16 protein-coding genes and 3 tRNA genes are annotated in these 24,289 nt (G+C 59.6%); 18 read left to right on the top strand and 1 reads right to left on the bottom strand.

The window, feature by feature from the left end; genetic code table 11:
• Nucleotides 1-49 precede the first annotated feature (49 nt).
• From A6U86_RS02880 to A6U86_RS02900, 5 genes are all read left to right on the top strand, one after another.
• Nucleotides 50-7,516: a type I polyketide synthase gene (locus tag A6U86_RS02880; RefSeq protein ID WP_068385884.1), complete on the top strand. Its 7,467-nt coding sequence runs from the start codon at nt 50-52 to the stop codon at nt 7,514-7,516.
• Complete coding sequence (locus A6U86_RS02885) at nt 7,516-8,940, top strand: aminotransferase class I/II-fold pyridoxal phosphate-dependent enzyme (RefSeq protein ID WP_068385886.1); 1,425 nt, start codon at nt 7,516-7,518, stop codon at nt 8,938-8,940. The genes A6U86_RS02880 and A6U86_RS02885 overlap by 1 nt, the downstream gene beginning before the upstream one ends.
• Before the next feature lie 17 nt (nt 8,941-8,957).
• Nucleotides 8,958-9,812 (top strand): SDR family oxidoreductase, encoded by an 855-nt coding sequence (locus A6U86_RS02890; RefSeq protein WP_068385888.1) that lies wholly within the window; start codon nt 8,958-8,960, stop codon nt 9,810-9,812.
• 116 nt (nt 9,813-9,928) lie between these two features.
• Complete coding sequence (locus A6U86_RS02895) at nt 9,929-11,521, top strand: sulfatase-like hydrolase/transferase (RefSeq protein WP_068385890.1); 1,593 nt, start codon at nt 9,929-9,931, stop codon at nt 11,519-11,521.
• The gene (locus tag A6U86_RS02900; RefSeq protein ID WP_068385892.1) at nt 11,521-12,819 is read left to right on the top strand and encodes a capsule biosynthesis protein; all 1,299 of its coding nucleotides are present in this window, start codon (nt 11,521-11,523) and stop codon (nt 12,817-12,819) included. Before A6U86_RS02895 ends, A6U86_RS02900 begins: the two co-directional genes overlap by 1 nt.
• Nucleotides 12,820-13,214: 395 nt before the next feature.
• On the opposite strand, the gene A6U86_RS02905 is transcribed toward A6U86_RS02900, so the two are convergent.
• Nucleotides 13,215-13,290: transfer RNA gene (locus A6U86_RS02905), tRNA-Val, on the bottom strand.
• A 389-nt stretch (nt 13,291-13,679) separates the two neighbouring features.
• On the opposite strand from A6U86_RS02905, the gene A6U86_RS02910 reads away from it, so the two are divergent.
• From A6U86_RS02910 to nuoH, 13 genes are all read left to right on the top strand, one after another.
• Nucleotides 13,680-13,756 (top strand) — tRNA-Asp (locus tag A6U86_RS02910).
• A 49-nt stretch (nt 13,757-13,805) separates the two neighbouring features.
• A tRNA-Asp gene (locus A6U86_RS02915) sits at nt 13,806-13,882 on the top strand.
• Between the two features lie 260 nt (nt 13,883-14,142).
• A complete protein-coding gene (locus A6U86_RS02920) occupies nt 14,143-14,508 on the top strand; it encodes an NADH-quinone oxidoreductase subunit A (protein ID WP_034489570.1) in 366 nt (121 codons plus the stop codon).
• Entirely contained in the window at nt 14,499-15,080 is a 582-nt protein-coding gene (locus tag A6U86_RS02925) for an NADH-quinone oxidoreductase subunit B family protein (RefSeq protein WP_068385894.1), read from the top strand. The genes A6U86_RS02920 and A6U86_RS02925 overlap by 10 nt, the downstream gene beginning before the upstream one ends.
• Before the next feature lie 18 nt (nt 15,081-15,098).
• Nucleotides 15,099-15,701, top strand: coding sequence for an NADH-quinone oxidoreductase subunit C (locus A6U86_RS02930; protein ID WP_068385897.1), 603 nt, complete (start codon nt 15,099-15,101; stop codon nt 15,699-15,701).
• Between the two features lie 29 nt (nt 15,702-15,730).
• The gene (locus A6U86_RS02935; protein ID WP_275507231.1) at nt 15,731-16,126 is read left to right on the top strand and encodes a four helix bundle protein; all 396 of its coding nucleotides are present in this window, start codon (nt 15,731-15,733) and stop codon (nt 16,124-16,126) included.
• 60 nt (nt 16,127-16,186) lie between these two features.
• The gene (locus A6U86_RS02940; protein ID WP_068385901.1) at nt 16,187-17,377 is read left to right on the top strand and encodes an NADH-quinone oxidoreductase subunit D; all 1,191 of its coding nucleotides are present in this window, start codon (nt 16,187-16,189) and stop codon (nt 17,375-17,377) included.
• A complete protein-coding gene (locus A6U86_RS02945) occupies nt 17,377-17,694 on the top strand; it encodes a hypothetical protein (RefSeq protein ID WP_068385903.1) in 318 nt (105 codons plus the stop codon). The genes A6U86_RS02940 and A6U86_RS02945 overlap by 1 nt, the downstream gene beginning before the upstream one ends.
• A gap of 14 nt (nt 17,695-17,708) precedes the next feature.
• Nucleotides 17,709-18,815, top strand: a complete 1,107-nt coding sequence (locus tag A6U86_RS02950; protein WP_068385905.1) for an NADH-quinone oxidoreductase subunit E — start codon at nt 17,709-17,711, stop codon at nt 18,813-18,815.
• Nucleotides 18,816-18,825: 10 nt separating this feature from the next.
• Entirely contained in the window at nt 18,826-20,130 is a 1,305-nt protein-coding gene (gene nuoF, locus A6U86_RS02955) for an NADH-quinone oxidoreductase subunit NuoF (protein WP_068385907.1), read from the top strand.
• Between the two features lie 8 nt (nt 20,131-20,138).
• On the top strand, nt 20,139-20,876 hold the full coding sequence (locus A6U86_RS02960; protein ID WP_068385909.1) for a 5' DNA nuclease: 738 nt from the start codon (nt 20,139-20,141) through the stop codon (nt 20,874-20,876).
• A 245-nt stretch (nt 20,877-21,121) separates the two neighbouring features.
• Nucleotides 21,122-23,203 carry an NADH-quinone oxidoreductase subunit NuoG gene (gene nuoG / locus A6U86_RS02965; RefSeq protein WP_068385910.1) on the top strand — a complete coding sequence of 694 codons (2,082 nt, stop codon included), beginning with the start codon at nt 21,122-21,124 and terminating at the stop codon, nt 23,201-23,203.
• A 12-nt stretch (nt 23,204-23,215) separates the two neighbouring features.
• Nucleotides 23,216-24,259 carry an NADH-quinone oxidoreductase subunit NuoH gene (nuoH, locus tag A6U86_RS02970; protein WP_068385911.1) on the top strand — a complete coding sequence of 348 codons (1,044 nt, stop codon included), beginning with the start codon at nt 23,216-23,218 and terminating at the stop codon, nt 24,257-24,259.
• The last annotated feature ends 30 nt before the right edge of the window (nt 24,260-24,289 follow it).

Consider the following 24,289-nt stretch of genomic DNA (forward strand, 5'->3'; position numbering starts at 1 on the left):
ACTGGCCGGTTTGATACGACGCATTCTGTAGAAATATTGCCGAGAGATCATGACAGTTGAAATTATCGGACGCGCAAGTGTCGCACCTGGGGCTGGGTCGATCGAGGAGCTTCTGCTCGTCCTGAAGGAAGGCCGTTGTACCGTAAGCCGTATACCTGAGGGGCGCTGGGACTTGGCGCGCTTCTGGCATCCGGCTGTCGGCATCCAGGGGAAGACCTACAGCTACTCTGCCGGCATCATCGACAATATATATGGTTTCGATCCGGCGATTTTCGGTCTCTCGCAGCGCGAAGCCATGCAGATGGATCCGCAGCAGCGTATTCTTCTAAATGTCGTCTGGCGCGCGCTCGAAGATGCGAATTTGCCGATCGACGGCTTTGAAGGCCAGAAAGTCGGCGTCTATATCGGTGCTTCCTCGTTGGAGCACGGCAATCTGACACTTGAGGATCCGGCTTCCGGCAGCCCGTATTTTATGACGGGCAACACGCTTTCCATCGTTTCCAACCGCATCTCTCACATATTCGGGCTGCGCGGTCCGAGCATGACGATTGATACCGCTTGTTCCTCGTCGCTGGTGGCTCTGGATCAGGCAGTGCGGTCGCTGGAATGCGGTGAGATCGACACGGCCATTGTCGGTGGTATCAATATTCTGCTCCACCCGATGTCCTTTGTCGGCTTTGCGCAGGCACGCATGCTGTCGCCGGAAGGGCTTTGCCGCGCCTATGACGATAACGGCCGCGGCTATGTCCGCGCGGAAGGCGGCGCGGCGATCGTGCTGCGGCGGACCGATGTCGCCCTACGCGAGAAGGATCGCAGCTACGCGAGAATTCATGCCGTCGGCGTCAATTCCTCCGGGCGAACCAACGGTATTTCCATGCCGTCGCGCGAGGCGCAAGCGGCCCTGCTGCGTTCGATCTATGAAGGGCAGGATATAGACGTCAATCGTATCGCCTTCATCGAGGGGCACGGGACGGGAACGAAGGTCGGCGATCCCGCCGAAATCTGGGCGATCGGCGAAGTCATCGGGCGCAATCGCCGGGCGCCGGTGCCGGTAGGTTCGATCAAGACCAATATCGGCCATACCGAGCCGGCATCGGGTCTTTTCGGCCTGCTGAAGGCGATGATCTCGTTGGAGAACAACTTCCTGCCGGCATCGCTGCACTTCGACAAGCCGAACGAAAATATCGACTTCGAAGAATTGAACGTCCGGGTCAATACCTCTTCGATCGAACTTCTCCCTGCAAAGCAAGCGCGCTTCGCAGGGGTCAATTCTTTCGGATTTGGTGGCACCAACGCTCATGTCGTCATCAGCGATCCCGATCCGATTGCGCCGCCCGAACCTCAAATTCGGGGCGAAGGGATGGTGTTTGCCGTCAGCGCCCAGACCGCTTCGGCACTTTCGACACTGCTTGAAGATTATCGAAGCCGTCTCGAAAATGCCGAGCCGAAGGAAGCGCGCCAGATCGTCGTGTCCGCCGCAGCCAACCGCGAACCCATGCGCCACCGCTTTGCTGCCCGCGCAAAGGACAGCGCCGCGGTACTTGCCGCAATCGATGCGCATCTTGCCGGAAAGAATTCGGTCGGCGAAGCCGGCGAGGCGCCGGCACAGGCCACAAAGATCGCCTTTGTCTTTTCCGGTAACGGCTCGCAATGGGCAGGCATGGGTGTCGGCGCCTATCAGGAAAATCGCCATTTCCGCCAGTGCTTTCAGTCTTTCAGCGCGCTTTTCGAATATTATCTTGGCGAAAAGCTCACGGATCTTCTGGTCGCTCCGGATCTTTCCGCGCGGCTGGCCGATACCAAGATCGCCCAACCCCTGTTGTTCGCGGTCCAGGCCTCTCTCTCGGATTGCCTATGGGCCATGGGCGTGCGCCCGGATGCGGTCTTCGGTCATTCCGTGGGTGAAATCGCCGCCGCCTATGCCGCCAAGGCGCTGACGGCCGCCGAGGCTGTCGCCATCGTCGCCAAACGCTCGCTGCACCAGGATCTTCTGGCTGGCGAGGGCAAGATGGCGGCCGTGGTCCTCAATGAAGACGCAGCAATTGCCTTTGCGCGATCCAATGGTCTCGACAGCATCTGCATTGCCGCGATCAATGCCCCGAATTCGGTGACGATTTCCGGCCCGGTCGGCGAGATAGAGGCATTCAGGGACGCTGCGCGCAAGGCCCATATCGTCGCGCATATTCTTGATATCAACTATCCTTTCCATCACCCGATCATCGATCGCGCCAAGGATGCTTTCCTTGCGGATCTGCCCGATGTGGCGCCGGATGACGGGGCAGGGACCTTCATCTCCACGGTGACGGGCGAACTGCGCGACGGGCGCCTGCTGGATGCGCAATACTGGTGGCGCAATGTGCGTGACCCCGTGCTGTTCAAGGCTGGCTGCCAGGCTGCCATGGCGATGGGGTGCAATCTCTTCATCGAGATTTCTCCTCGGCCGATCCTGACCAATTACGTAGCGGAAATCGCAAAGCAGGCCTCGATCCAAGTCATCGCCATACCGACGTTGCCGCGCGAGGCTCCGATTGCCGGTCACGATCCGGTGTCGCAATCATTCGCGCGCGCGGTTGCAAATGGTGCGCCGGCGCTGCGGGCAAGAGGCAGCGCCACGCGCAACGCATTCGTCAATCTGCCGCCGCTGCCATTCGAATTGGTCGAACTGCGCACCCAACCGACCAGTGACGAGATCGATATCTTCGGCCGCGATAGCAAAAGCGCATACAGCTTGCTCGGCTGGCGAACCGACCCCAATGGTTCGAGCTGGAAAAACCATCTCGATGCCCAGCTGTATACCGACCTTGCGGAGCATGTGGTCGATGGCAAGGCGATCATGCCGGGCAGCGGTTTCATCGAGATCGCCGTCACCGCCGCGCAACAATATTATGGCGCGGACGAGGTTGAAATCGGCAATATCGAGATCGTCCGGCCGCTTGAACTGCGCCAGGACCGCATGGTGGAGTTGTCGACGATTCTCTCGCCTGAGACCGGAGATCTGGAGATCCGGTCACGTGAGCGTCTGAGCCATGATGACTGGACGGTCCACGCCGTCGCGCGCTGCCGCAAACCGCTTGAGTCCGAGAGCTTTGGTAGCGGCTTCGAACCATCGAGCAAGGCGCGCAAATCCGTCCTGACCTCCGAGATGGCCTATGAAACGGCGGAGCGTTTCGGACTGCATTATGGTCCTAGCTTCCAACTGCTGTCGAAGGCTGTTGCCTATGGCCATGACGCAATCGAGGTGGACCTCAAGCCGGCCGCCGCGCCCTCGAATCCCTTTGCGACCTATAATGTCAACCCCATGTCGCTCGATGCGGCGTTTCATGGACTTGTTGCCCTTTTCGACCAGCTTTCCGGCGACGAAACCGGCGCGCCCTATATTCCCGTTCACTTCGGCACAGTGCGGATTTTTGGCAAGGCAAGATCGATCGTCAAGGCTCTCATTGAGATCGATCGGTTCAGCGCCAATTCGATCAAGGCGCGCTTCAGCCTGTTCGATGCGAGCGGCGAACGGATCGCGGCCCTCGATGATTGTCGCTTCCGCCGCACCCAGCTGCGCCGCCGCACAACGCTCGATTCCGTCGCGTTTCACTATGAAAGCATCCCCTCTACCCTCTTTGCGCGCCCATCGAATGCGGATATGCGTCCGTCCGATGTATCGGCCTTGCCAGGCGTGGGCGGGGACCATTCGCCCAACAATGCGACCCTGCTTCTCGACGCCGCGATTTACCGGGCATGCCATGATATCGCCCTCGCGGCTGTCGATCGCCGCAGCACCGTTTCGTTTTCTGACCTCCCGGGCGATCCTGATTTCAGGCCTTTCCTGGTCAATTGCCTCTATATTCTCGAAGATGCCGGCATAGCCTCGGCAACGGGGAGCGAATGGAATATCCCGCAGGAACCGACGCTGCCGCCGGTTGCGGAACTGCTGCAGGAAATTTGTCGCGAGGATGCCGGCCGGGTCGCCGAGGCCGTTCTCGTCAACAACGCCTATCATGAGACACTCGAGCGCTTGGCGGCCATGCGACCGCACGCTCTGGGGCAGGAGCCATCGGTATCGAGCCCACATCTGCCTGGGGGCGCGACGCTGGAACATGTGCTCGTTCAATCCCCGCTCAGCGAAAGACGGCTTGAGATTCTGGCGGAGGCTCTTGCGGATTCCATCGGAGCCAATCCGGGCGTCATCCGGCATATTGTCGAAATTGGCTCGGTATCGACGGCTTTCAGCCGCAGACTGGCCGAAATTGCCACAGCAATGGGCTCCAGCCTCACTATTGCCGAGCCTCGCGAGCAGATGCGCCGTTCGCTTGAGATCGCTTTCGAACGCGACGCGAACGTCATCGTGACCGAGCCTGCCAAGCTGGCTGATCGCACCGTCGCGGATATTCTCGTTGCAACTGGCGACCAGAGCCGGCATCTGCTGCGGCATGATGACGGCACCAGAGCCATGGTCCGCGCCGTTGCGAGCCGTGGTGGTCAGTTGTTGCTGGCCGATCGTGCGCCGAGCGCCTTCAATGATTTTGTTTTCGGCCTGTCGGAAGGATGGTTCGAGGATAGCCAGTCGCCGGAATTTCCGGTGGGACGGCTTGGAACGAAGCAACAGGTCGAGGATCTGCTCGCCGCACTGGGCTTTGCCAAAGTCCAGCTGCGTGAACTGGCGTTTCCGGAAGGTACGTTGATTGCTGGATCGGCCATCGCTGAACCACAGTCGGAAGCGGCCGGACAGGTGGAAATTGCCGAGTCGGTGCTGATCTTGTCCGAGCAGGGCAAGAAGGGCATGGGCGGCCTGAATGGACGAGCCGCCATTGTCGACATCGGTTCATCGTCCGTCGATATCGCGGAAGTGTTGGAAGCACTCGACCGAAATTCGCTTGGGATCGTCTATATCGCCAATGCGAAGCGCGATCGCGACCCGACCGAACTCTCGCTGTCTCGCCTTTCGATCTTCACCGAACTGGCAAACACACTATCGCGCCATAATAACGTTGCTAGGAGCAGGTTGGTCATCGTTGCGCCGGGTGGCTCGCCATTGTCCAGCGGACACGTCGATGTCGCCAATGCCGGCCTCTGGGCGTTCGCGCGTGTCCTTCAAAACGAATACGACGCTTTCGACGTGCACCTGGTGGATGTCGATGCGGATGACAAGCGAGCATTCGCTGTTGTCGAGACCATATTGGCCGCAGAGACGGACAATAGGGAATGGGCACTGGATCGCTCGACTGGAGAAATTCGGGAGATCCGGGCGGCTGCCGGCCCCTTCGTCGCCAGCGAGACGAGCCGGCATGACTTTGCCGCCGCCACCATCCGTCAGCACGCAAGCGGTCGCCTCGACAGCATGGCCTGGGAGGAAACAAAGCGTCCGGTGCCCGAAGAGGGTGAGGCCGTCGTCGCCGTTGAAGCCACCGGCCTCAATTTTCGCGATGTCATGTGGGCGATGGGCCTTCTGCCGGAAGAGGCATTGGAGGACGGTTTTGCCGGCGCCACGATCGGTATGGAATTTGCCGGGCGGGTCCTTGCCGTGGGGGATGCAGTCAGGGATCTGCAGCCCGGCGACAAGGTGATGGGTATCGGCCCCGCCGCCTTCTCCACGCATGTTCGCGTCCGCCGTGATGGCGTGACCAGGCTGCCGGAGAAGATGGAAACCACTGCCGCAGCCACGGTACCGGTTGCTTTCCTGACGGCCTATTACGCCATGGTCGAGCTTGGCCGCATCCAGCCGGGCGAAACCATCCTGATCCATGGAGCGGCTGGCGGCGTCGGCCTCGCAGCGCTTCAGATCGCAAGGCTGAAGGGCGCCAGGGTCATTGCCACCGCAGGCACGGTCGAGAAGCGCCGTTTCCTCGGAACGCTAGGGGCGGACCATGTGCTCGATTCCCGCTCGCTGGATTTCGTCACCGGCGTTCGCCGGATAACGCATGGCGAAGGTGTCGATCTCGTTCTCAACTCGCTCTTTTCCGAAGCGATGGAGCGCAGCATCGAACTGGTCAAACCATTCGGGCGCTTTCTGGAGCTTGGCAAGCGCGACTATTACTCCGATCGCAAGATCGGTCTGCGGCCTTTCCGCCGTAACGTCAGCTATTTCGGCATCGATGCGGATCAACTGCTGGTCAATGTGCCCGACCTGACGCGGCGGATCTTCGCCGAAATCGGCCAGCTCTTCGCGGACGAAAAATTGACGCCCCTGCCATATCGCGCCTTCGGCTATGATGAGATCGGCAACGCCTTCAGGCTGATGCAGAATGCAGGCCATATCGGCAAGATCGTTGTGCGGCCACCCGTTGTCGGAAGCGATGGCGTGCTATCTGCGCCGGCGAAATCCCTTCGGTTTGACGCCAGGGGCACTTTCCTTGTTGTTGGCGGCATCGGCGGTTTCGGACTTGCCGCCGCCGATTGGCTTGTCTCGAAGGGGGTACGCCGCATCGCGCTGTGCTCTCGCCGGGGCATAGCCGACGCTGAAACGAAGAAGGCTATTGGTGCTTGGGCCAAGCGGGGCGTTGTGACGACGCTGCATGCTTGCGATATCGCCGACGAAAAGGCAGCCGGGGCGCTGCTCTCCTCGCTTCGCGCCGAAGGCGGGCTGAAGGGCATCATTCACGCCGCCATGGTTCTGGACGATGCGCTCCTTGCCAATCTGACGCCGGAACGCAATCGACCCGTCCTCGAGGTCAAGATACGCGGTGCCGAGATCCTCGATCGCTTGACGCAACAGGATCAGCTCGAGCTGTTCCTGCTATTCTCATCGGCTACGACCATGCTCGGCAATCCCGGGCAGGCGAATTATGTCGTGGCAAATGGCTATCTGGAAGGCCTGGCGCGTGCGCGGCGCGCAGCCGGCAAGCCTGCCCTGGCTGTCGGTTTTGGTGCCATTGCGGACAAGGGCTTCCTCGCCCGTCATGGTGAAGTCAACGAACTGCTGTCCAAGCGCATCGGCAAGACCGCCCTCAAAGCCCGCGATGCATTGGAGCAGGTCGAACGCTATCTGCTGGCAGACAAGGGCACCGTCAACGCTGCAGCCGTCATGATCGGTGAAATCGATTGGAATGCTGTTCGCCTGTTGCCGATCGCAAGCCGGTCGCTGTTTGAGCCGCTGATGCGCCATGCCGGCAGCCACCAGTCGCTGAACGAAGGCGATACCATCGATCTCAGGGAGTTGATCAAGGGCAAATCGGAAGAGGAGGCGCAGGCAGCGCTTCATGCGCTCGTCGCCTCCGAGATTGCTGCGATCCTGCGCGTGACCGAAGATGCGGTGACGCCTGACAAGGTGTTGAAGGATATCGGCCTCGATAGCCTGATGGCCATGGAACTCGGCATGAGCTTTCAGCAGAAGACGGGCTTCGATATACCCTTGAGCGGCGTAGGTGAGGGTACTACCGTCAGTGACGTGGTCAGCCGCTTGCGTGACCGCGTCATGAATCGCGGTGGCGACGAGGCGGATAGCGCTACGGCGAGCGAAGATCAGGTGGTCGAACGTCTGGCCCGCAGCCACACTGCGGAGCAGGAAAAAAGGGTCGCCAAGTAATGACGCAAGATGCCAATGATGGCAGCCCGGCGGAGCAGAAGAAAAGCAATCTGCTGGAACAGATGCGCCGCGTCGGTGAATCTTCCGGGCGCAATCGCGCCGAGCGCCTGAACCGGCAGTCCCAGCCGCAGCAGCGCCAGGCGATCCGCTTCGAAGATCTGCCGGAGTACAAGCGTGTTGCGACGCAACGGATAGCCGGCGAGATGCTGGGCGTCGCCAATCCCTTTTATCGTTCGCACGATATTGCCGCCGGCGCGACGACACGCATCGGCGGGCGCGACTTCGTCAACTTCGCCTCCTATGACTATCTGGGCACAAACACGGACCCGCATGTCGCTTCGAGTGCCAAGGAGGCTATCGATCGCTTCGGAATTTCCGCCTCCGCCAGCCGTCTGGTTGCCGGAGAGCGGCCCGGGCATGTGGAGCTGGAGCAGAAGCTTGCCGGCGTCTACGGGGTCGATGCCGCTGTTTGTTTCGTCAGCGGCTATCTGACCAATGTCGCGGCGATCTCGTGTCTCATGGGGCCGCAGGATCTGGTGATCCATGACGAGTTCATCCACAACAGCGCCTTGGCCGGTATCAAGCTGTCAGGCGCCGTGCGCCGTCTGTTCAAACATAATGACGTCGAGAATCTCGACAGCATCCTGAAGACGCTGTCATCGGATTTCCGGCGTATCCTTGTTATCGTCGAAGGCATCTACTCGATGGATGGCGATGTGGCCGACCTGCCGGCTCTGTTGGAATTGAAGGCGCGTCATGGTTTCTGGCTGATGGTCGACGAAGCCCATGCGCTCGGCATCCTCGGGAAGACAGGCCGTGGAACCTTTGAGCATTTCGGGCTTGATCCGCGCGACGTTGATATCTGGATGGGCACCCTGTCGAAGACGACGTCGAGCTGTGGCGGCTACATCGCCGGCAGCAGCGCGCTTGTCGATATCTTGAAGGCGGAAGCGGGTGGCTTCGTCTACAGCGTCGGTCTGTCACCCGTCCTTGCCGCCGCGGCTATTGCAGCGCTTGATGTCCTTCAATCCGGGCCAGAGCGAACCGAGCGCCTCAGGCGCAACGGCCACCTGTTTCTCGAATGCGCCAAGGCGGCGGGCCTCGATACCGGCCTCAGCGTCGGTCATTCGGTCGTGCCTGTCATTGTCGGCGATTCGCTTCGCGCGGCGCAGCTTTCGAACGATCTGCTGGCCGAAGGCATCAATGTGCTGCCCATCATCCATCCGGCCGTGCCGGAGGGCATGGCGCGCCTCCGCTTCTTCATCACCTGCGATCACACCGAAGAGCAGATCCGCCACGCGGTTGCGTTGACCGCGGCGAAGCTCAAGAGCTTGCAGGACAGGAATTTCGGCCTGGCATCGCTTGATATGGATAAGATGATGCAGTTGCTGCCGACAATCCAGACGTCGAGCAGCAGGCCGTAACATCCGGGTGGGGGGTCATGCACGTTATCGTCACCGGAGGCTCCAGCGGAATTGGTTTGGCGATCGCGACGCTTTATGCGAGCCGGGGCGATCGCGTATCTCTGCTTGCCCGCCATTCCGGGCGATTGGAGCAGGCGCAAGCCCAGATCGCCGCGCTGCCGGGAATCGATAGCTCGCGCATCCAGATCGCATCGGTCGACGTCGCCTCCGCCGCGCAGGTCTCATCAGCGATCGAGAGCTGTGAAGCATCGTTCGGACCATGCGATATTCTGATTGCGTCCGCCGGCATCGTCGAACCCCGGACATTCGATGCCATGCCGGCATCTGTCTTCGATGAACAGATTTCGATCAATCTGCTTGGAACCGCAAATGTGGTGCGCGCGGTCTACAGGGGCATGAAGAGCCGCCGCGACGGCAGGATTATGATGATCTCGTCCGGCGCGGCCTTGATCGGTATTTTTGGATATACCGCCTATTGCGCCTCCAAATCCGCATTGAGCGGTTTCGCAGAGGCGTTGAGCGCTGAAGCCGCGGCTTGTGGCATCCGCGTTTCCATCTGCTTCCCGCCCGATACGCAGACGCCGCAATATCGGCGCGAACTCTCGATGCGGCCGCCGGAAGCGGCAGCCTTGATGGGCTCCGTTAAGCCGTGGAGTGCGGAGGCGGTGGCGGCAAGGGTCGTTCGCGGAATCGATCGGGGCAGGGCGAAAATCCACTTCGGGTTTTCGTTGACCATGCTCGCTTATGTGGGGCCGCTGATAAAACCGTTGCTTATATGGTGGGCCTCGCGGAAAACGCGAAAAAACATTGGGAAAGAAACAAGCGGAAGTCTTGCCGAAAGTGCGGATCAACGCTTTGATCATGGTAAGTAATACAAAGCAGTTGTCGGTGATGCGCTTCCCGCGAAGCATCGACAGGAGAAGTTTAGTCAGGGAGTTGGCTGCCCGTTCCCGACGGGCGAAGAAAACGCCGTCATGGACGGCGAATAATGGGTGGCGTAGTCTTGAAGCTTCATGATTTTCCGGTTCTCTTGACGCTTGCAGGCTTCGCGTTTTCCTGCGTTGTGGTGTTCCTGACCGATACGTTCGCGATGCCGGCAGCCATCAATGCGCAGAATCGTATTGAGAGAAGCCGGTGGCGCATAATTTGCGACTGGGCTGCCAGAATTCCCGTGATTCTGCTGATCTATGCCGCCTTCTTCGCGATTTCCTGGCGCCCCATCTACAGCACGCAGGCCGTCATCAGCTTTTTTGTCATCTTCACCGGCATTTCGCGCGCCAAGTTTGAATTCATCCGGGAACCCCTGGTGTTCTCTGACATCGCTCTCGTTGTCGACGTCTTCAAGTACAAGGAAATCTTTTACGCGACCTCGCTGAATATTGTCTTCTGGGTGATCGCCTTCGCCTACGTGTTCGGCCTCAGCGGCCTCTATATGTATTGGGAACCATCCGTTCTGCCGGAGCATAATGATGTCTTCTGGGTGCTGGTGATGCTGGCCGTTGCCTTCGCGCCATGGCTTGCCTTGTTCAGCAGGATTGTCAGCGAACCGGTTTGCCGGTTCACGCAGAGGTATCTCGGCAAGGTCGACGTTAAGGTGGATACGGTGCGATTCGGCACCTTCGCCTCAGTGGTCCTTCATTTCGTCATCTGGGTTGGCGTCAGACGCGAGGCGATCGTCGCGGAGCTGTCGGGGCGCTTTATCTCGGCCTTGCAAGAGCTTTGGGAGCAGGGCGACGACGAGCCGCTCATCGTCATCTGGCAATCGGAGTCCTTCATCGATCTCCGGCATTTCGGCGTCGAGAACGTCAAGCTTCCCAATCTCGACCGGCTGCGCGATCAGGCCGCTCAATGGGGCCGGATGACCAGCGTTTTCGAAGGGGGCTACACGCTGCGCACCGAATTTGCGGTGTTGAGCGGGCTGTTACCCGAAAATGTTCATATCGATGCAAGCTACCCCTATTTGCGCGCCAGCCATTATAAGGATGTCGTCTGGCCCGCGCGGCTCAAGAAGGCGGGATGGAAGACGCAGTTCATTCACCCCTATGACAAGACCTTCTTCCTGCGCCACAAGGCTTTGCCCCAGCTCGGCTTCGACCGAATGATGATGCTGGATGAATTCGATCACAATCCGGAGCGGGACGGCCCCTATGTCAGCGACCTCACGCTGACCAAAAGCGTGATTCGCGCGATCGACGAAGATGGTCCGAACAAGAATTTCGTCTTTGTCGCCTCCATGGCGAATCACGGCCCTTGGGAGCCCGGTCGCTGCGGCGATCTGGTTAGCCCGGTGGATATTTACGGTGAGCTCCTGATGCGCGCCGATCATGCGCTCGGCAATCTCGCCCATCATCTCGACAGGCTGGATCGCCCGGTCTGGCTCCTGTTTTACGGCGATCATGCGCCGCTGCTCAAGGCCTTCGCCGATCCGTTCCCCGATCCGCGCACCGATTATGTCATCGTGCCGCTGGGAAGGGCCCGCGCCCATTCGCAAAAGCCGACGCCGCAGCAGGAAGAGGCGCCCTGGAATCTCATCGGTACCATGCTGCGTTATGCGGGGTTGAGCACCGAGGTTTCGGAGTGATGACAGAGGGGAAGGGGGATGGAGACGGCTCTCCCCGCGTGTTCCTCTTCCTTCAGGGGCCATCTTCACCCCTGTTCGTAGATACCGCCAGGGCGCTGCGGGCAGCCGGTAGCCGATGCCTTCGCATCAACCTGAATGCCGGAGACTGGATCTCCTGGTGGACAGATGGTGTTCTCAACTATCGGGGCAATTTCACCGATTGGCGTGACTACATCAGGCAGCGAATCAAGACCGAGAATGTCGCGGACCTGATTCTGCATGGCGAGGAGCGTCCCTATCATCGCGTTGCCATCGAAGAGGCGCATCGGCTCGGCGTCCGTGTCAGCGTTGTGGAGATGGGATATTTGCGGCCGGACTGGGTGACGCTCGAGCGAGACGGGCTGTCTTCCAACTCACATTTTCCGGCGGATCCGGCCTATATCATACAAGCGGCTGCAAATCTGCCGGAGCCGGACTGGACGCGGCGCTTCAGTCAGACCTTCCTCGCCGAAGCGCTCTATGACCTGCTCTATTATCTGCCGACTGTTTTTCTCTGGTTCCTCTATCCCGGCTACCGGCGGCACGGGCTTTATCATCCGCTGACGGAATATGCCGGATGGCTTCGCAAACTTCCCTTTGGCGGGAGGCGGGTACGCGAGGCAGAGGGTGTGATCGAGCAGATGATAGGCGATGGGCGGTTATTCTTCGTCTACCCCCTGCAGCTTCAGACGGACTATCAGCTGCGTTCGCATTCGCCCTTTCATCGACAGGAAGATGCCATAAGGCTGATTCTGCGGTCGTTTGCCGCGAATGCGGCCCCCGAGGCGCATCTCGTCGTCAAATTGCATCCGCTCGATTGTGGGCTCGTCGATTGGAGGGCCTATATCGCTCGCCTCAGTGCCTCCCTGGGCCTGCCAGGCCGTGTTCATGTCATCGATGGCGGAAGCCTGGATAGATTGATTGCTGCAAGCCGGGGGATGGTGACGGTCAATTCCACCGCGGCACTTTCGGCCCTGCAGGCCGGCAAGCCGGTGAAGACTCTGGGTGTCGCGGTCTATGATCTGGAAGGACTCGCCGACCAGCAGCCTCTGGATCGATTCTGGCAGGACCCGGTGCCGCCATCCTCCGAGCTTCGCGGCGCATTTTTGCGGTTGCTTGCCGCAAGCGTGCAGCTACGTGGCAATTTCTGCTCCAGCGCCGGCGCTCACGCCGCAGCCGGGCAGATCGCGCAAAGATTGCTGTCACGAACGGTCAACCTGCCCGACGCCTTCATCGACCCCCCGCCTCGGCAAAAGCCGGCAAAGATCGATGTTCCATAGCCGCCCGCTACGACGCATCTCGATATGACCACTGCATGGGGAATCAGCGGTTCATTTTTGGGAGTGTCAGGCGAGGCGATGACCGTGAAATTGACATTGCGGCTGCATATATGTGGAATTGCACTGAACCTGATGCGCCGATTCGACGTTAGGATAGAGAACGCATCACTGTTTGCTGGGAGCAAACGTCATGGATGGCGATAAAATGGAAAGATTTATGCTGAAAGAGCTGCTGATGATTATAGCGGCTCTCGTGCTCGTTTCCGTGGTGCTGCTGGGGATCGTTATCACCGGCAACTATTGAGCGACTGCCGCAATCGCCAGTCGTCTTCCACATCCAACACCAAAGTGGCGTTGATCAGCAGATATTTTAAATCAAGACGGCTTTGGGAAAGTGGTGGGCGATGAGAGACTCGAACTCCCGACATCCTCGGTGTAAACGAGGCGCTCTACCAACTGAGCTAATCGCCCTTCTGCAAACCGAGACATTGGCCCGCCGCATTCGGTGGCCGTGATCTATGCGGAACGACGAAAAACCGCAAGAGTGTTTGTGAAGTTTTTTTGATTTTTTTGATCTTTGAACAGTTTCGGCGGTCGCCGTCCCCATGCGCAGATCTGAGGGCAGGGCGATTTCCACAGTGCATGTAAGCCGCTGATGAAATGCGTGAGGCGGGAAGCTGCCATGCCAAATCGAGTGGGCGGAAATCGGGCCTGAGCTTGTCCAAAACAATTTGCGCTCTGTCATCGATTTGTATTCAAACCTGCTTGACACCCAAACGCGAACCCCGTAGTTAGCCGCTCATCGAACGGCGAGGCCGCTTTGATGGGTGCGAAAGCGTCCAGAATGCTTGAAATGAAATGCGGGTGTAGCTCAGTTGGTTAGAGTGCCGGCCTGTCACGCCGGAGGTCGCGGGTTCGAGCCCCGTCACTCGCGCCATTTCAAGGCAAATCTGGACTTGGTACTCGGCTGAAAGGCCAAACAATGCGCGGGTGTAGCTCAGTCGGTTAGAGTGCCGGCCTGTCACGCCGGAGGTCGCGGGTTCGAGCCCCGTCACTCGCGCCATTCTTTCCCAAGCCATTACAATCAATCATCAATTTATTGCGATTGCGAAAGACCCTTTTCGCGTTTGCGCGGATTTGTCGCGATGCCGTCGCAACATATTGATATCTACCGCTCGACAGTACTCCAAACGACCGATTCAAAAGGCTTGCGCCCGCGCTCCGGCTGCGCTAACCACGGCTTTGTTGCAACACTCTTTCGCTTGCTTGGGCATTTGCTCAGATGCGCCGCCCCGGCGCTGATCGCAGGCAGGGATGGACATGATGACTGGACTGCTCAGTTCCTATATTCCGATAGCGATTTTCATTGGTATTGCCTTGGTGATTGGCCTGGCGTTGTTGATTACGCCGTTTGCCGTCGCCTTCAAGGCGCCTGATTCCGAAAAGCTCTCGGCCTATGAATGCGGCTTCAACGCATTCGATGACGCCCGCATGAAGTTCGATATCCGCTTCTACCTGGTATCGATTCTCTTCATCATCTTCGACCTGGAAGTCGCCTTCCTCTTCCCCTGGGCCGTATCCTTCGGTGCGATCGGCTGGTTCGGGTTTTGGTCGATGATGGTGTTCCTCGCGGTGCTGACCATCGGCTTTATCTATGAATGGAAGAAGGGAGCCCTGGAATGGGAGTAGCCCCAAGCAACGCGCCGCTCGTGGCGCCGCAGCCGAAGGGGATCATCGATCCCGCAACCGGCCGGCCGGTTGGCAGCAACGATCCGTTCTTCGGCGAGATCAACAATGAGCTCGCCGACAAGGGCTTTCTGGTCACCTCGACCGATGAGCTGATCAACTGGGCCCGTACCGGCTCGTTGATGTGGATGACTTTCGGTCTGGCATGCTGCGCCGTCGAGATGATGCAGGTTTCGATGCCGCGTTACGACGTTGAACGTTTCGGCTTTGCGCCTCGCGCTTCGCCGCGTCAGTCCGACGTCATGATCGTCGCCGGTACGCTGACCAACAAGATGGCTCCCGCGCTCCGCAAGGTCTACGACCAGATGCCTGAGCCGCGTTATGTCATCTCGATGGGATCCTGCGCCAACGGCGGCGGCTACTACCATTATTCCTATTCGGTTGTGCGTGGATGCGATCGCATCGTGCCGATCGACATTTACATACCGGGCTGTCCTCCCACGGCAGAAGCACTGCTTTACGGCGTGCTCCTGCTGCAGAAGAAGATCCGGCGCACCGGCACGATCGAACGGTAAGGCAGGGGACAAGGCATTATGAGTGAAGCCCTGAACGAACTCGCCGCTTACCTCACGGAAGTTCGCAGCGCCCTGATCTCGTCGAGCGAGATCAAGTACGGCGAGCTGAACGTGACGACGACGGCCGAAAACGTTATCGGACTGCTGACCTTCCTGCGTGACGATGCCAAGTGCGGCTTCGTCAACATGACGGATATCTGCGGCGTCGACTGGCCGCAGCGTGCTGACCGTTTCGATGTTGTCTATCATTTGCTGTCGCCAAAGAAGAACCTGCGCATTCGCGTCAAGGTTCCCGTCGGCGAGGGTCAGCCTGTGCCGTCGGCCTGTGGCATCTATCCCGGCGCTGATTGGTTCGAGCGCGAAACCTGGGACATGTACGGTGTTCTCTTCACCGGCCATCCGGACCTGCGCCGCATCCTGACTGACTACGGTTTCGAAGGTCATCCGCTGCGCAAGGACTTCCCCACCACCGGTTTCGTGGAAGTTCGCTATGACGACGCCGCCAAGCGCGTTGTCTACGAGCCTGTGGAGCTGAAGCAGGAATTCCGCAACTTCGACTTTCTGTCTCCCTGGGAAGGCACGGACTACGTGCTGCCGGGTGACGAAAAGGCGAAGCAGTAAGTAAGGCAATGGGCAGTAGCCAATAGGCAATAGGAGAATGGCAAACGGCGATTAATTCCTACCAGGACCTTACGGTATGGCAGCGCGCCATGGATCTTGCTGTTGAATGTTATGCTCTTACCAAGGAATTTCCGAAGGAAGAGATTTACGGCTTGGTTTCGCAGATACGGCGCGCATCTGTATCGATCGCGGCGAACATCGCGGAAGGTTATGGGCGCGAAGCCACAGGGGCTTACGTTCATCACCTGAAGATCGCACAGGGCTCACTGAAGGAATTGGAAACGCATCTGATACTTTCAACACGAGTAGGGATCGTTGCTGTAGAGCGAATTGAGGCGGCGCTATCCTTGGGTGATGAAATTGGAAGGATGCTACGATCGCTTATCCGCCGCTTGCAGGACGAACGACATGGACATGAAAGCTAACGTTTACACTATTGCCTATTGCCTGCTGGCTAATGCCTGCAATAAGCGGAGCGCATTGCAATGACAGAACATAACGTTCGCAACTTCAACATCAATTTCGGCCCGCAGCATCCGGCCGCGCACGGCGTTTTGCGTCTTGTCCTCGAATTGGACGGCGAAATTGTGGAGCGCGTCGATCCGCATATCGGCCTGCTGCATCGCGGCACGGAAAAGCTGATCGAGACAAAGACCTATCTGCAGGCAGTTCCCTACTTCGACCGCCTCGACTACGTGGCGCCGATGAACCAGGAGCATGCCTACGCTCTGGCCGTCGAGAAGCTGCTCGGCATCGATATCCCGATCCGCGGCCAGCTGATCCGCGTGCTCTATTCGGAAATCGGCCGTATCCTGTCGCATCTCCTGAACGTCACCACGCAGGCCATGGACGTCGGCGCGCTGACGCCTCCGCTTTGGGGCTTCGAAGAGCGCGAAAAGCTGATGGTGTTCTATGAGCGTGCCTCTGGCTCGCGCATGCACGCCGCTTACGTCCGTCCGGGCGGCGTTCACCAGGATCTTCCGGAAAAGCTGGTTCAGGATATCGGCGACTGGTGCGATCCCTTCCTCAAGGCGCTCGACGATATCGACGACCTTCTGACCGGCAACCGCATCTTCAAGCAGCGTAACGTCGATATCGGCGTCGTCTCGCTGGAAGACTGTTGGGCCTGGGGTTTCTCCGGCGTCATGGTTCGCGGCTCGGGTGCCGCCTGGGACCTGCGCAAGTCGCAGCCCTACGAATGCTATTCCGATCTCGAGTTCGACATTCCGATCGGCAAGAACGGCGACTGCTACGACCGTTACCTCATCCGTATGATTGAAATGCGTGAGTCCGTCCGCATCATGAAGCAGTGCGTCAACCGCCTGCTCGGCGATGCCAAGACCGGACCGGTCTCGTCGCTTGATGGTAAGGTCGTACCGCCGAAGCGTGGCGAAATGAAGCGCTCGATGGAAGCCTTGATCCACCATTTCAAGCTTTACACCGAAGGCTATCACGTGCCGGCCGGCGAAGTTTACGCGGCCGTCGAAGCGCCGAAGGGCGAATTCGGCGTCTATCTGGTGTCGGACGGCTCCAACAAGCCTTACCGCTGCAAGATCCGCGCGCCGGGCTATGCGCATCTGCAGGCCATGGATTTCATGTGCCGCGGTCATCAGCTCGCCGACGTTGCCGCAGTTCTCGGTTCCCTCGACATCGTTTTCGGTGAGGTGGATCGTTGATGAGAGCCTGGCAGGTTGTCATTCCCGCGCTTCTGGTCGCCTGCGGTGCTTCGGCACAGCAGGTGGGCAAGACGCAGAACCTGCCAAACATCAATATGCAGGGTTCGAATGCGACAGGCACGAATGCTGCGAAAGGCGGAAACGAGGTCACGTCGGGCGGAGATTCGACCGTGGCGGACCTCTTGTCCCGCGGCTATCAGATCAAGGCCGCCGTGCCGAATGGCGGCAAGTTCGTTGTATTTATGCAGAAAGACCAGTCGGCTTACGCCTGCGAATTTTCGTCTCTGACGAATACGCGGTGTGGGTCCTTAAACTGAGATAGGCGTGAAAGATGTCCGTTCGTCGACTAGCTGAAGATCAATTCCAACCAGCCGCCTTCGCCTTCAACAAGGAGAATTCGGTCTGGGCGGAAAAGACGATCAAGAAATATCCCGAGGGCCGCCAGCAGTCCGCCATCATCCCGTTGATGATGCGCGCGCAGGAGCAGGACGGCTGGGTCACCAGGGCAGCTATCGAAACGATAGCCGACATGCTGGATATGGCCCATATTCGCGCGCTTGAAGTCGCGACTTTCTATACGCAGTTCCAGCTGCATCCGGTCGGTACGCGCGCCCATGTTCAGGTTTGCGGCACGACGCCCTGCATGCTGCGCGGCGCGGAAGGGCTGATCAAGGTCTGCAAGAGCAAGATCAATGCACACGCCTTCGATCGCAATGCCGAAGGCACGCTGTCCTGGGAAGAAGTTGAATGTCAGGGCGCCTGCGTCAACGCACCGATGGTGGTGATCGGCAAGGATACCTACGAGGATCTAACACCGGCACGTCTCGAAGAGATCATCGATGCGTTCGCGGCAGGCAAGGGCAGCGAAGTTCCCACAGGCCCGCAGATTGATCGCGTGTTCTCCGCGCCGGAAGGCGGTTTGACGTCTTTGACGTCCGAGGAGCCGAAGGCAAAGAGCACGCCGGCCAAGGCCAAGGCTGACGCCGTTTCGGTCCCGCCATCTGAAGCGGCACGCGTAAAGAGCACGGACGCCGAAACCAACCAGAGCCTGAAGACGCCTGCGACTGCGCCCGCCGAAGCGGCAAAGAATGCCAAGTCTGCGGAAGCGCAGCCGGCGGCAGGGGAGAAGGCCGAGGCGACGCAGAAGCCGTCGCTGACGGACAAGAATCGTCCCGCCGGCATCGAGAAGCCAGCGCAGCCGGATGATATCCAACTCATCTCCGGCGTCGGTCCGAAGATCGAGTCGATCCTGCATGAGCTTGGTATCTTCACCTTTGCGCAGATTGCGAGCTGGAAGAAGGCCGAGCGCGAATGGGTCGACGGTTACCTGAATTTCAAGGGTCGCATCGAGCGTGACGACTGGATCAAGCAGGCCAAGGCACTCGCTAAGGGTGGCGAAGCGGAATATATCAAGGTCTTCGGCAAGAAGCCGCGGTAAGAGGTGAAGCATGTTACAAGATCAAGATCGCATCTTTACCAATATCTACGGCCTCAAGGACAAGTCCCTGAAAGGCGCGATGTCGCGCGGCCATTGGGACGGCACCAAGCAGATCCTCGAAAAGGGTCGTGACTGGATCATCAATGAGATGAAGGCCTCCGGCCTTCGCGGTCGCGGCGGCGCAGGCTTCCCGACCGGCCTCAAGTGGTCCTTCATGCCGAAGGAAAGCGACGGGCGTCCGCATTATCTCGTGGTCAATGCCGACGAGTCCGAGCCGGGCACCTGCAAGGACCGCGATATCATGCGCCACGATCCGCACACGCTGATCGAAGGCTGCGTCATCGCCGGTTTCGCCATGGGCGCAAACACCGCTTATATCTACGTTCGCGGCGAATATATGCGCGAACGTGAAGCCCTGCAGGCGGCAATCGACGAATGCTACGATGCCGGACTCCTCGGCAAAAACAACAAGTTGGGCTGGGATTATGATGTTTACGTTCATCATGGCGCCGGTGCTTACATCTGCGGCGAAGAAACCGCGCTGCTCGAAAGCCTGGAAGGCAAGAAGGGCCAGCCGCGCCTGAAGCCGCCATTCCCGGCCAACATGGGTCTCTACGGCTGCCCGACGACTGTCAACAACGTCGAGTCAATTGCCGTTGCTCCGACGATCTTGCGTCGCGGTGCCGGCTGGTTCTCCTCCTTCGGCCGTCCGAACAATGTCGGCACGAAGCTGTTCATGCTCTCCGGTCACGTCAACCGTCCCTGCACGGTCGAGGAAACCATGGGCATTACCTTCCGTGAACTGGTTGACAAGCACGCCGGCGGCATTCGCGGCGGCTGGGACAACCTGCTCGCCGTCATTCCCGGCGGCGCGTCGTGCCCGATCGTACCGGCGGCTGACATTATCGATTGCCCGATGGATTTCGACGGTCTGCGTGAAGTGAAGTCGTCCTTCGGCACAGCTGCTGCCATCGTCATGGACAAGTCGACCGACGTCATCAAGGCGATTGCCCGCATCTCGGCTTTCTTCAAGCACGAGAGCTGCGGCCAGTGTACGCCATGCCGCGAAGGAACGGGCTGGATGTGGCGCGTTCTGGAGCGTATGGCACGCGGCAATGCGCAGAAGCGTGAGATCGACATGCTGTTCCAGGTGACGAAGCAGATCGAAGGTCACACCATCTGTGCGCTCGGTGACGCAGCCGCATGGCCGGTGCAAGGTCTGATCCGCAACTTCCGCCCGGAGATCGAAAAGCGTATCGATCAGTATACGGCCAACGCGACGAGCCACGGCGCAGTGCTGGAAGCAGCGGAGTAAGGATTGTCATGGCGAAGACCAAGGATATCAAGCAGGACAGCGGAGCGGCCGATAATGCATCGGCTGATCTCGGCCGCGTCGCTGCCGATATGCTGCGGAACGCGCCAACAATGCCAATCCATCCGCTGATGGCTCATCCGGCGGCGGCATTTGCCGCTGCGGCCGCCATAGGCTTCGGCGTCACGTCGCAGATTGCCGGTGCATTCTTCGGTGCGCTCCAGGGGGCCGTCGAGGCCGCCAACCAGCGCGCTGTCGTGCCGACTGCAAAGACTGCCGCCGCCGCTGACGAAAAGCCGGCGACAAAGAAGGAGGGGGCAGGGGAAGCAAAGCCTGTGAAGGCATCGCCCGCCGCCAAGCCTGTTGTATCAAAGCCCGTGGCTGCCAAGGCAAAACCCGCGGTCGCAAAGAAGGCCGAACCGAAGCTGGTTGCGGCCGCCGCGACCGTGACGGCGCCCGCCAAGAGCAAGGCCAAAGTCGAAGTGGCGGCACCGGTTGCAGCCAAGCCGGCTCGCGCGCGTAGCCGCAAGGTTGCTGTGAAGGCCGATGATCTGAAGCGGATTTCGGGCGTCGGTCCGAAGCTGGAGCAGGTGCTCAACGGACGCGGGATCCAGCGCTTTGCTGATATCGCGGCCTGGAGCGACGCGGATATCGTGCGGATCGACGCCGAACTCGGCTTTGACGGCCGTATCCGGCGCGACGATTGGGTCGGCCAAGCAAAAGCACTCCTGCCGAAGGGCCGGAGCTGAGATTTTTTCCCCGAAAGCCTCAGGCGATCGGGGAGAGTGAATGAAGGCGGTGGAAATGTTGCGGGAGTAATCCTCGATGTTTCTGTCGGAGCGCTGGTCTTGCGGGGACAAGATTGGGCAAAGCTTATGACAAGCAAACTGGCGCCACGCGGTTTCGTGCCGTGCCGGTGGCAAGCTGGTCTTGCGATTATGAAATTGTCTGCGGCCAGGTTCGGCTGCAGACGTGACATAGGACTGAGTGGACGATGGCTAAACTGAAGATTGACGGTAAAGAGATCGAAGTTCCGGATCACTACACGCTTATCCAGGCGTGCGAGGAAGCCGGCGCCGAAGTTCCGCGCTTCTGCTTCCATGAACGACTGTCGGTGGCCGGCAATTGCCGCATGTGCCTCGTCGAGGTGAAGGGTGGCCCGCCGAAGCCGCAGGCTTCCTGCGCCATGGGCGTGCGCGACATCCGTGGCGGCCCGAACGGCGAGCTTCCGGAAGTCTTCACCAACACGCCGATGGTCAAGAAGGCCCGCGAAGGCGTGATGGAATTCCTGCTAATCAACCATCCGCTGGATTGCCCGATCTGCGACCAGGGGGGCGAATGCGACTTGCAGGACCAGGCGATGGCCTTCGGTATCGACAGTTCGCGCTATCAGGAAGACAAGCGCGCCGTCGAAGACAAGTATATCGGACCGCTCGTCAAGACCGTGATGAACCGCTGCATTCACTGCACGCGCTGCGTCCGCTTCACGACCGAGGTCGCCGGCATTTCCGAGCTTGGCCTGATCGGCCGTGGCGAAGATGCCGAGATCACCACCTATCTCGAGCAGGCGATGACCTCGGAGTTGCAGGGCAACGTCGTTGACCTTTGCCCGGTCGGTGCGCTCACCTCCAAGCCTTTTGCCTTCACGGCCCGCCCGTGGGAGCTGAACAAGACCGAATCGATCGACGTCATGGACGCACTCGGCTCGGCTATCCGCGTCGACACGCGTGGCCGCGAAGTCATGCGCGTGCTGCCGCGCGTGAACGAGCAGATCAACGAAGAATGGATCTCCGACAAGACCCGCTTCATCTGGGATGGCCTGAAGACCCAGCGCCTCGACAAGCCTTACGTCCGCAAGGACGGTCGTCTGCAGGCGGCAACCTGGAGTGACGCCTTCGCCGCCATCAAGTCGGCAGTGTCTGCCACCAGCGGCGAGAAGATCGGCGCCATCGCCGGTGATCTCGCTTCGGTCGAAGAGATGTACGCCCTGTCCGAGCTGCTGAAATCGCTCGGCTCGGAAAATCTCGACTGTCGCCAGGACGGGACGGCGCTTGATCCGTCGCTTGGCCGCGCAAGCTACATCTTCAATCCGACCATCGAAGGCATTGAAGCCGCCGATGCGTTGCTGATCGTCGGCGCCAACCCGCGCTTCGAAGCAGCCGTGATGAATTCGCGCATCCGCAAGCGCTGGCGTCGGGGCAAGTTCCCGATCGGCGTGATCGGCGAACATTCTGATCTGCGCTACTCCTATGATTATCTCGGCGCCGGCCCGGATACGCTTGCCGACCTCGTCAGCGGTTCGCACAAGTTCGCCGACATTCTGAAGAACGCTCAGAAGCCGATGATCATCATCGGCCAAGGTGCGCTGATCCGCGAAGACGGCGCGCAGGTGCTGGCAAACGCAGCCAAGCTCGCCGCTGCTGTCGGCGTCGTCAAGGACGGCTGGAACGGCTTTGCAGTGCTGCATACGGCAGCGTCGCGCGTCGGTGGCCTTGATCTCGGCTTCGTGCCCGGAGCAAAGGGCGTCGATGCGCCAGCCATGCTGTCCTCGATGGATGTGCTCTTCCTGCTCGGTGCCGATGAGCTCGATTTCAGCCGCAAGGGCGCGAAGTTCACTGTTTATATCGGCTCGCATGGCGACAACGGCGCTCAGAGTGCCGACGTCATCCTGCCGGCTGCGGCCTACACCGAAAAGTCCGGCACCTGGGTCAACACCGAGGGCCGTGTGCAGATGGGCAATCGGGCCGGTTTCGCGCCGGGCGATGCCCGCGAGGACTGGGCCGTCATCCGCGCCCTTTCCGATGTGCTCGGCAACAAGCTTCCCTTTGATTCGCTGAGGGAATTGCGCGCGAAGCTCTATGCTGCTTTCCCGCATTTCGCCGCCATTGATGAGATCGCCGAAGGCGATAGCGCTCAAATTGTCGCACTTGCGAAAAAAGCCGGCGCGATGGGCAAATCCGCGTTTGCTTCGCCGATCAAAGACTTCTATTTGACGAACCCGATAACGCGTGCCTCGGCTGTCATGGCGGAGTGCTCGGCGTTGGCCCGCAACAATTTCCAGGCTGCGGCAGAGTAAAGGCAGAGGACTATGGATTCATTCGTTTCGACCTATCTTTGGCCGGCGCTGATTATCATCGGTCAGTCCCTGCTGCTCCTGGTCTGCCTGCTGATCTTCATCGCCTATATCCTTCTTGCCGACCGCAAGATCTGGGCGGCGGTTCAGTTGCGCCGCGGCCCGAACATCGTCGGTCCGTTCGGCCTCTTCCAGTCTTTCGCCGACCTTCTGAAGTTCATGGTCAAGGAGCCGATCATCCCGGCCGGCGCCAACAAGACCGTGTTCCTGCTCGCACCGCTGGTTTCCGTGGTGCTGGCGCTGTCCACCTGGGCCGTCGTGCCGGTGGCTCAAAACTGGGTCGTCGCCGATATCAATGTCGGCATTCTCTACATTCTGGCGATCTCGTCGCTCGAAGTTTACGGCATCATCATGGGTGGCTGGGCTTCGAACTCGAAATATCCGTTCCTGGGTGCGCTGCGCTCCGCCGCGCAGATGGTGTCCTACGAAGTCTCGATCGGCCTCGTCATCGTCACCGTTCTGCTCTGCGTCGGTTCGCTGAACCTCACGGATATCGTGTTGTCGCAGCAGACCGGTCTCGGCACCAAGCTCGGCCTGCCGGCCTCGTTCCTCGACTGGCACTGGCTGTCGCTGTTCCCGATGTTCATCGTGTTCTTCATCTCGGCGCTGGCTGAAACCAACCGTCCACCCTTCGACCTTCCGGAAGCGGAATCGGAGCTGGTTGCCGGCTTCATGGTGGAATATGGCTCTTCCCCGTACATGATGTTCATGCTCGGCGAATATGCTGCCGTCGTCCTGATGTGCTCGCTGACCACGATCCTCTTCCTTGGCGGCTGGCTGCCTCCGGTCGATATCTGGATCCTGAACTGGGTTCCAGGCATCATCTGGTTCCTTTTGAAGTCATGCCTTGTTTTCTTCATGTTCGCGATGGTGAAGGCTTTCGTGCCCCGCTACCGCTATGACCAGCTCATGCGTCTCGGCTGGAAGGTTTTCCTGCCGCTGTCGCTCGCCATGGTCGTTATCGTTGCATTCGTGCTGAAGCTGACGGGATGGGCATGATCATGTCGATCCTCGCTTCAAGCAGATTTG

Origin of the sequence: Rhizobium sp. AC27/96 (assembly GCF_001692325.1) — a bacterium.
Taxonomy (GTDB): domain Bacteria; phylum Pseudomonadota; class Alphaproteobacteria; order Rhizobiales; family Rhizobiaceae; genus Rhizobium.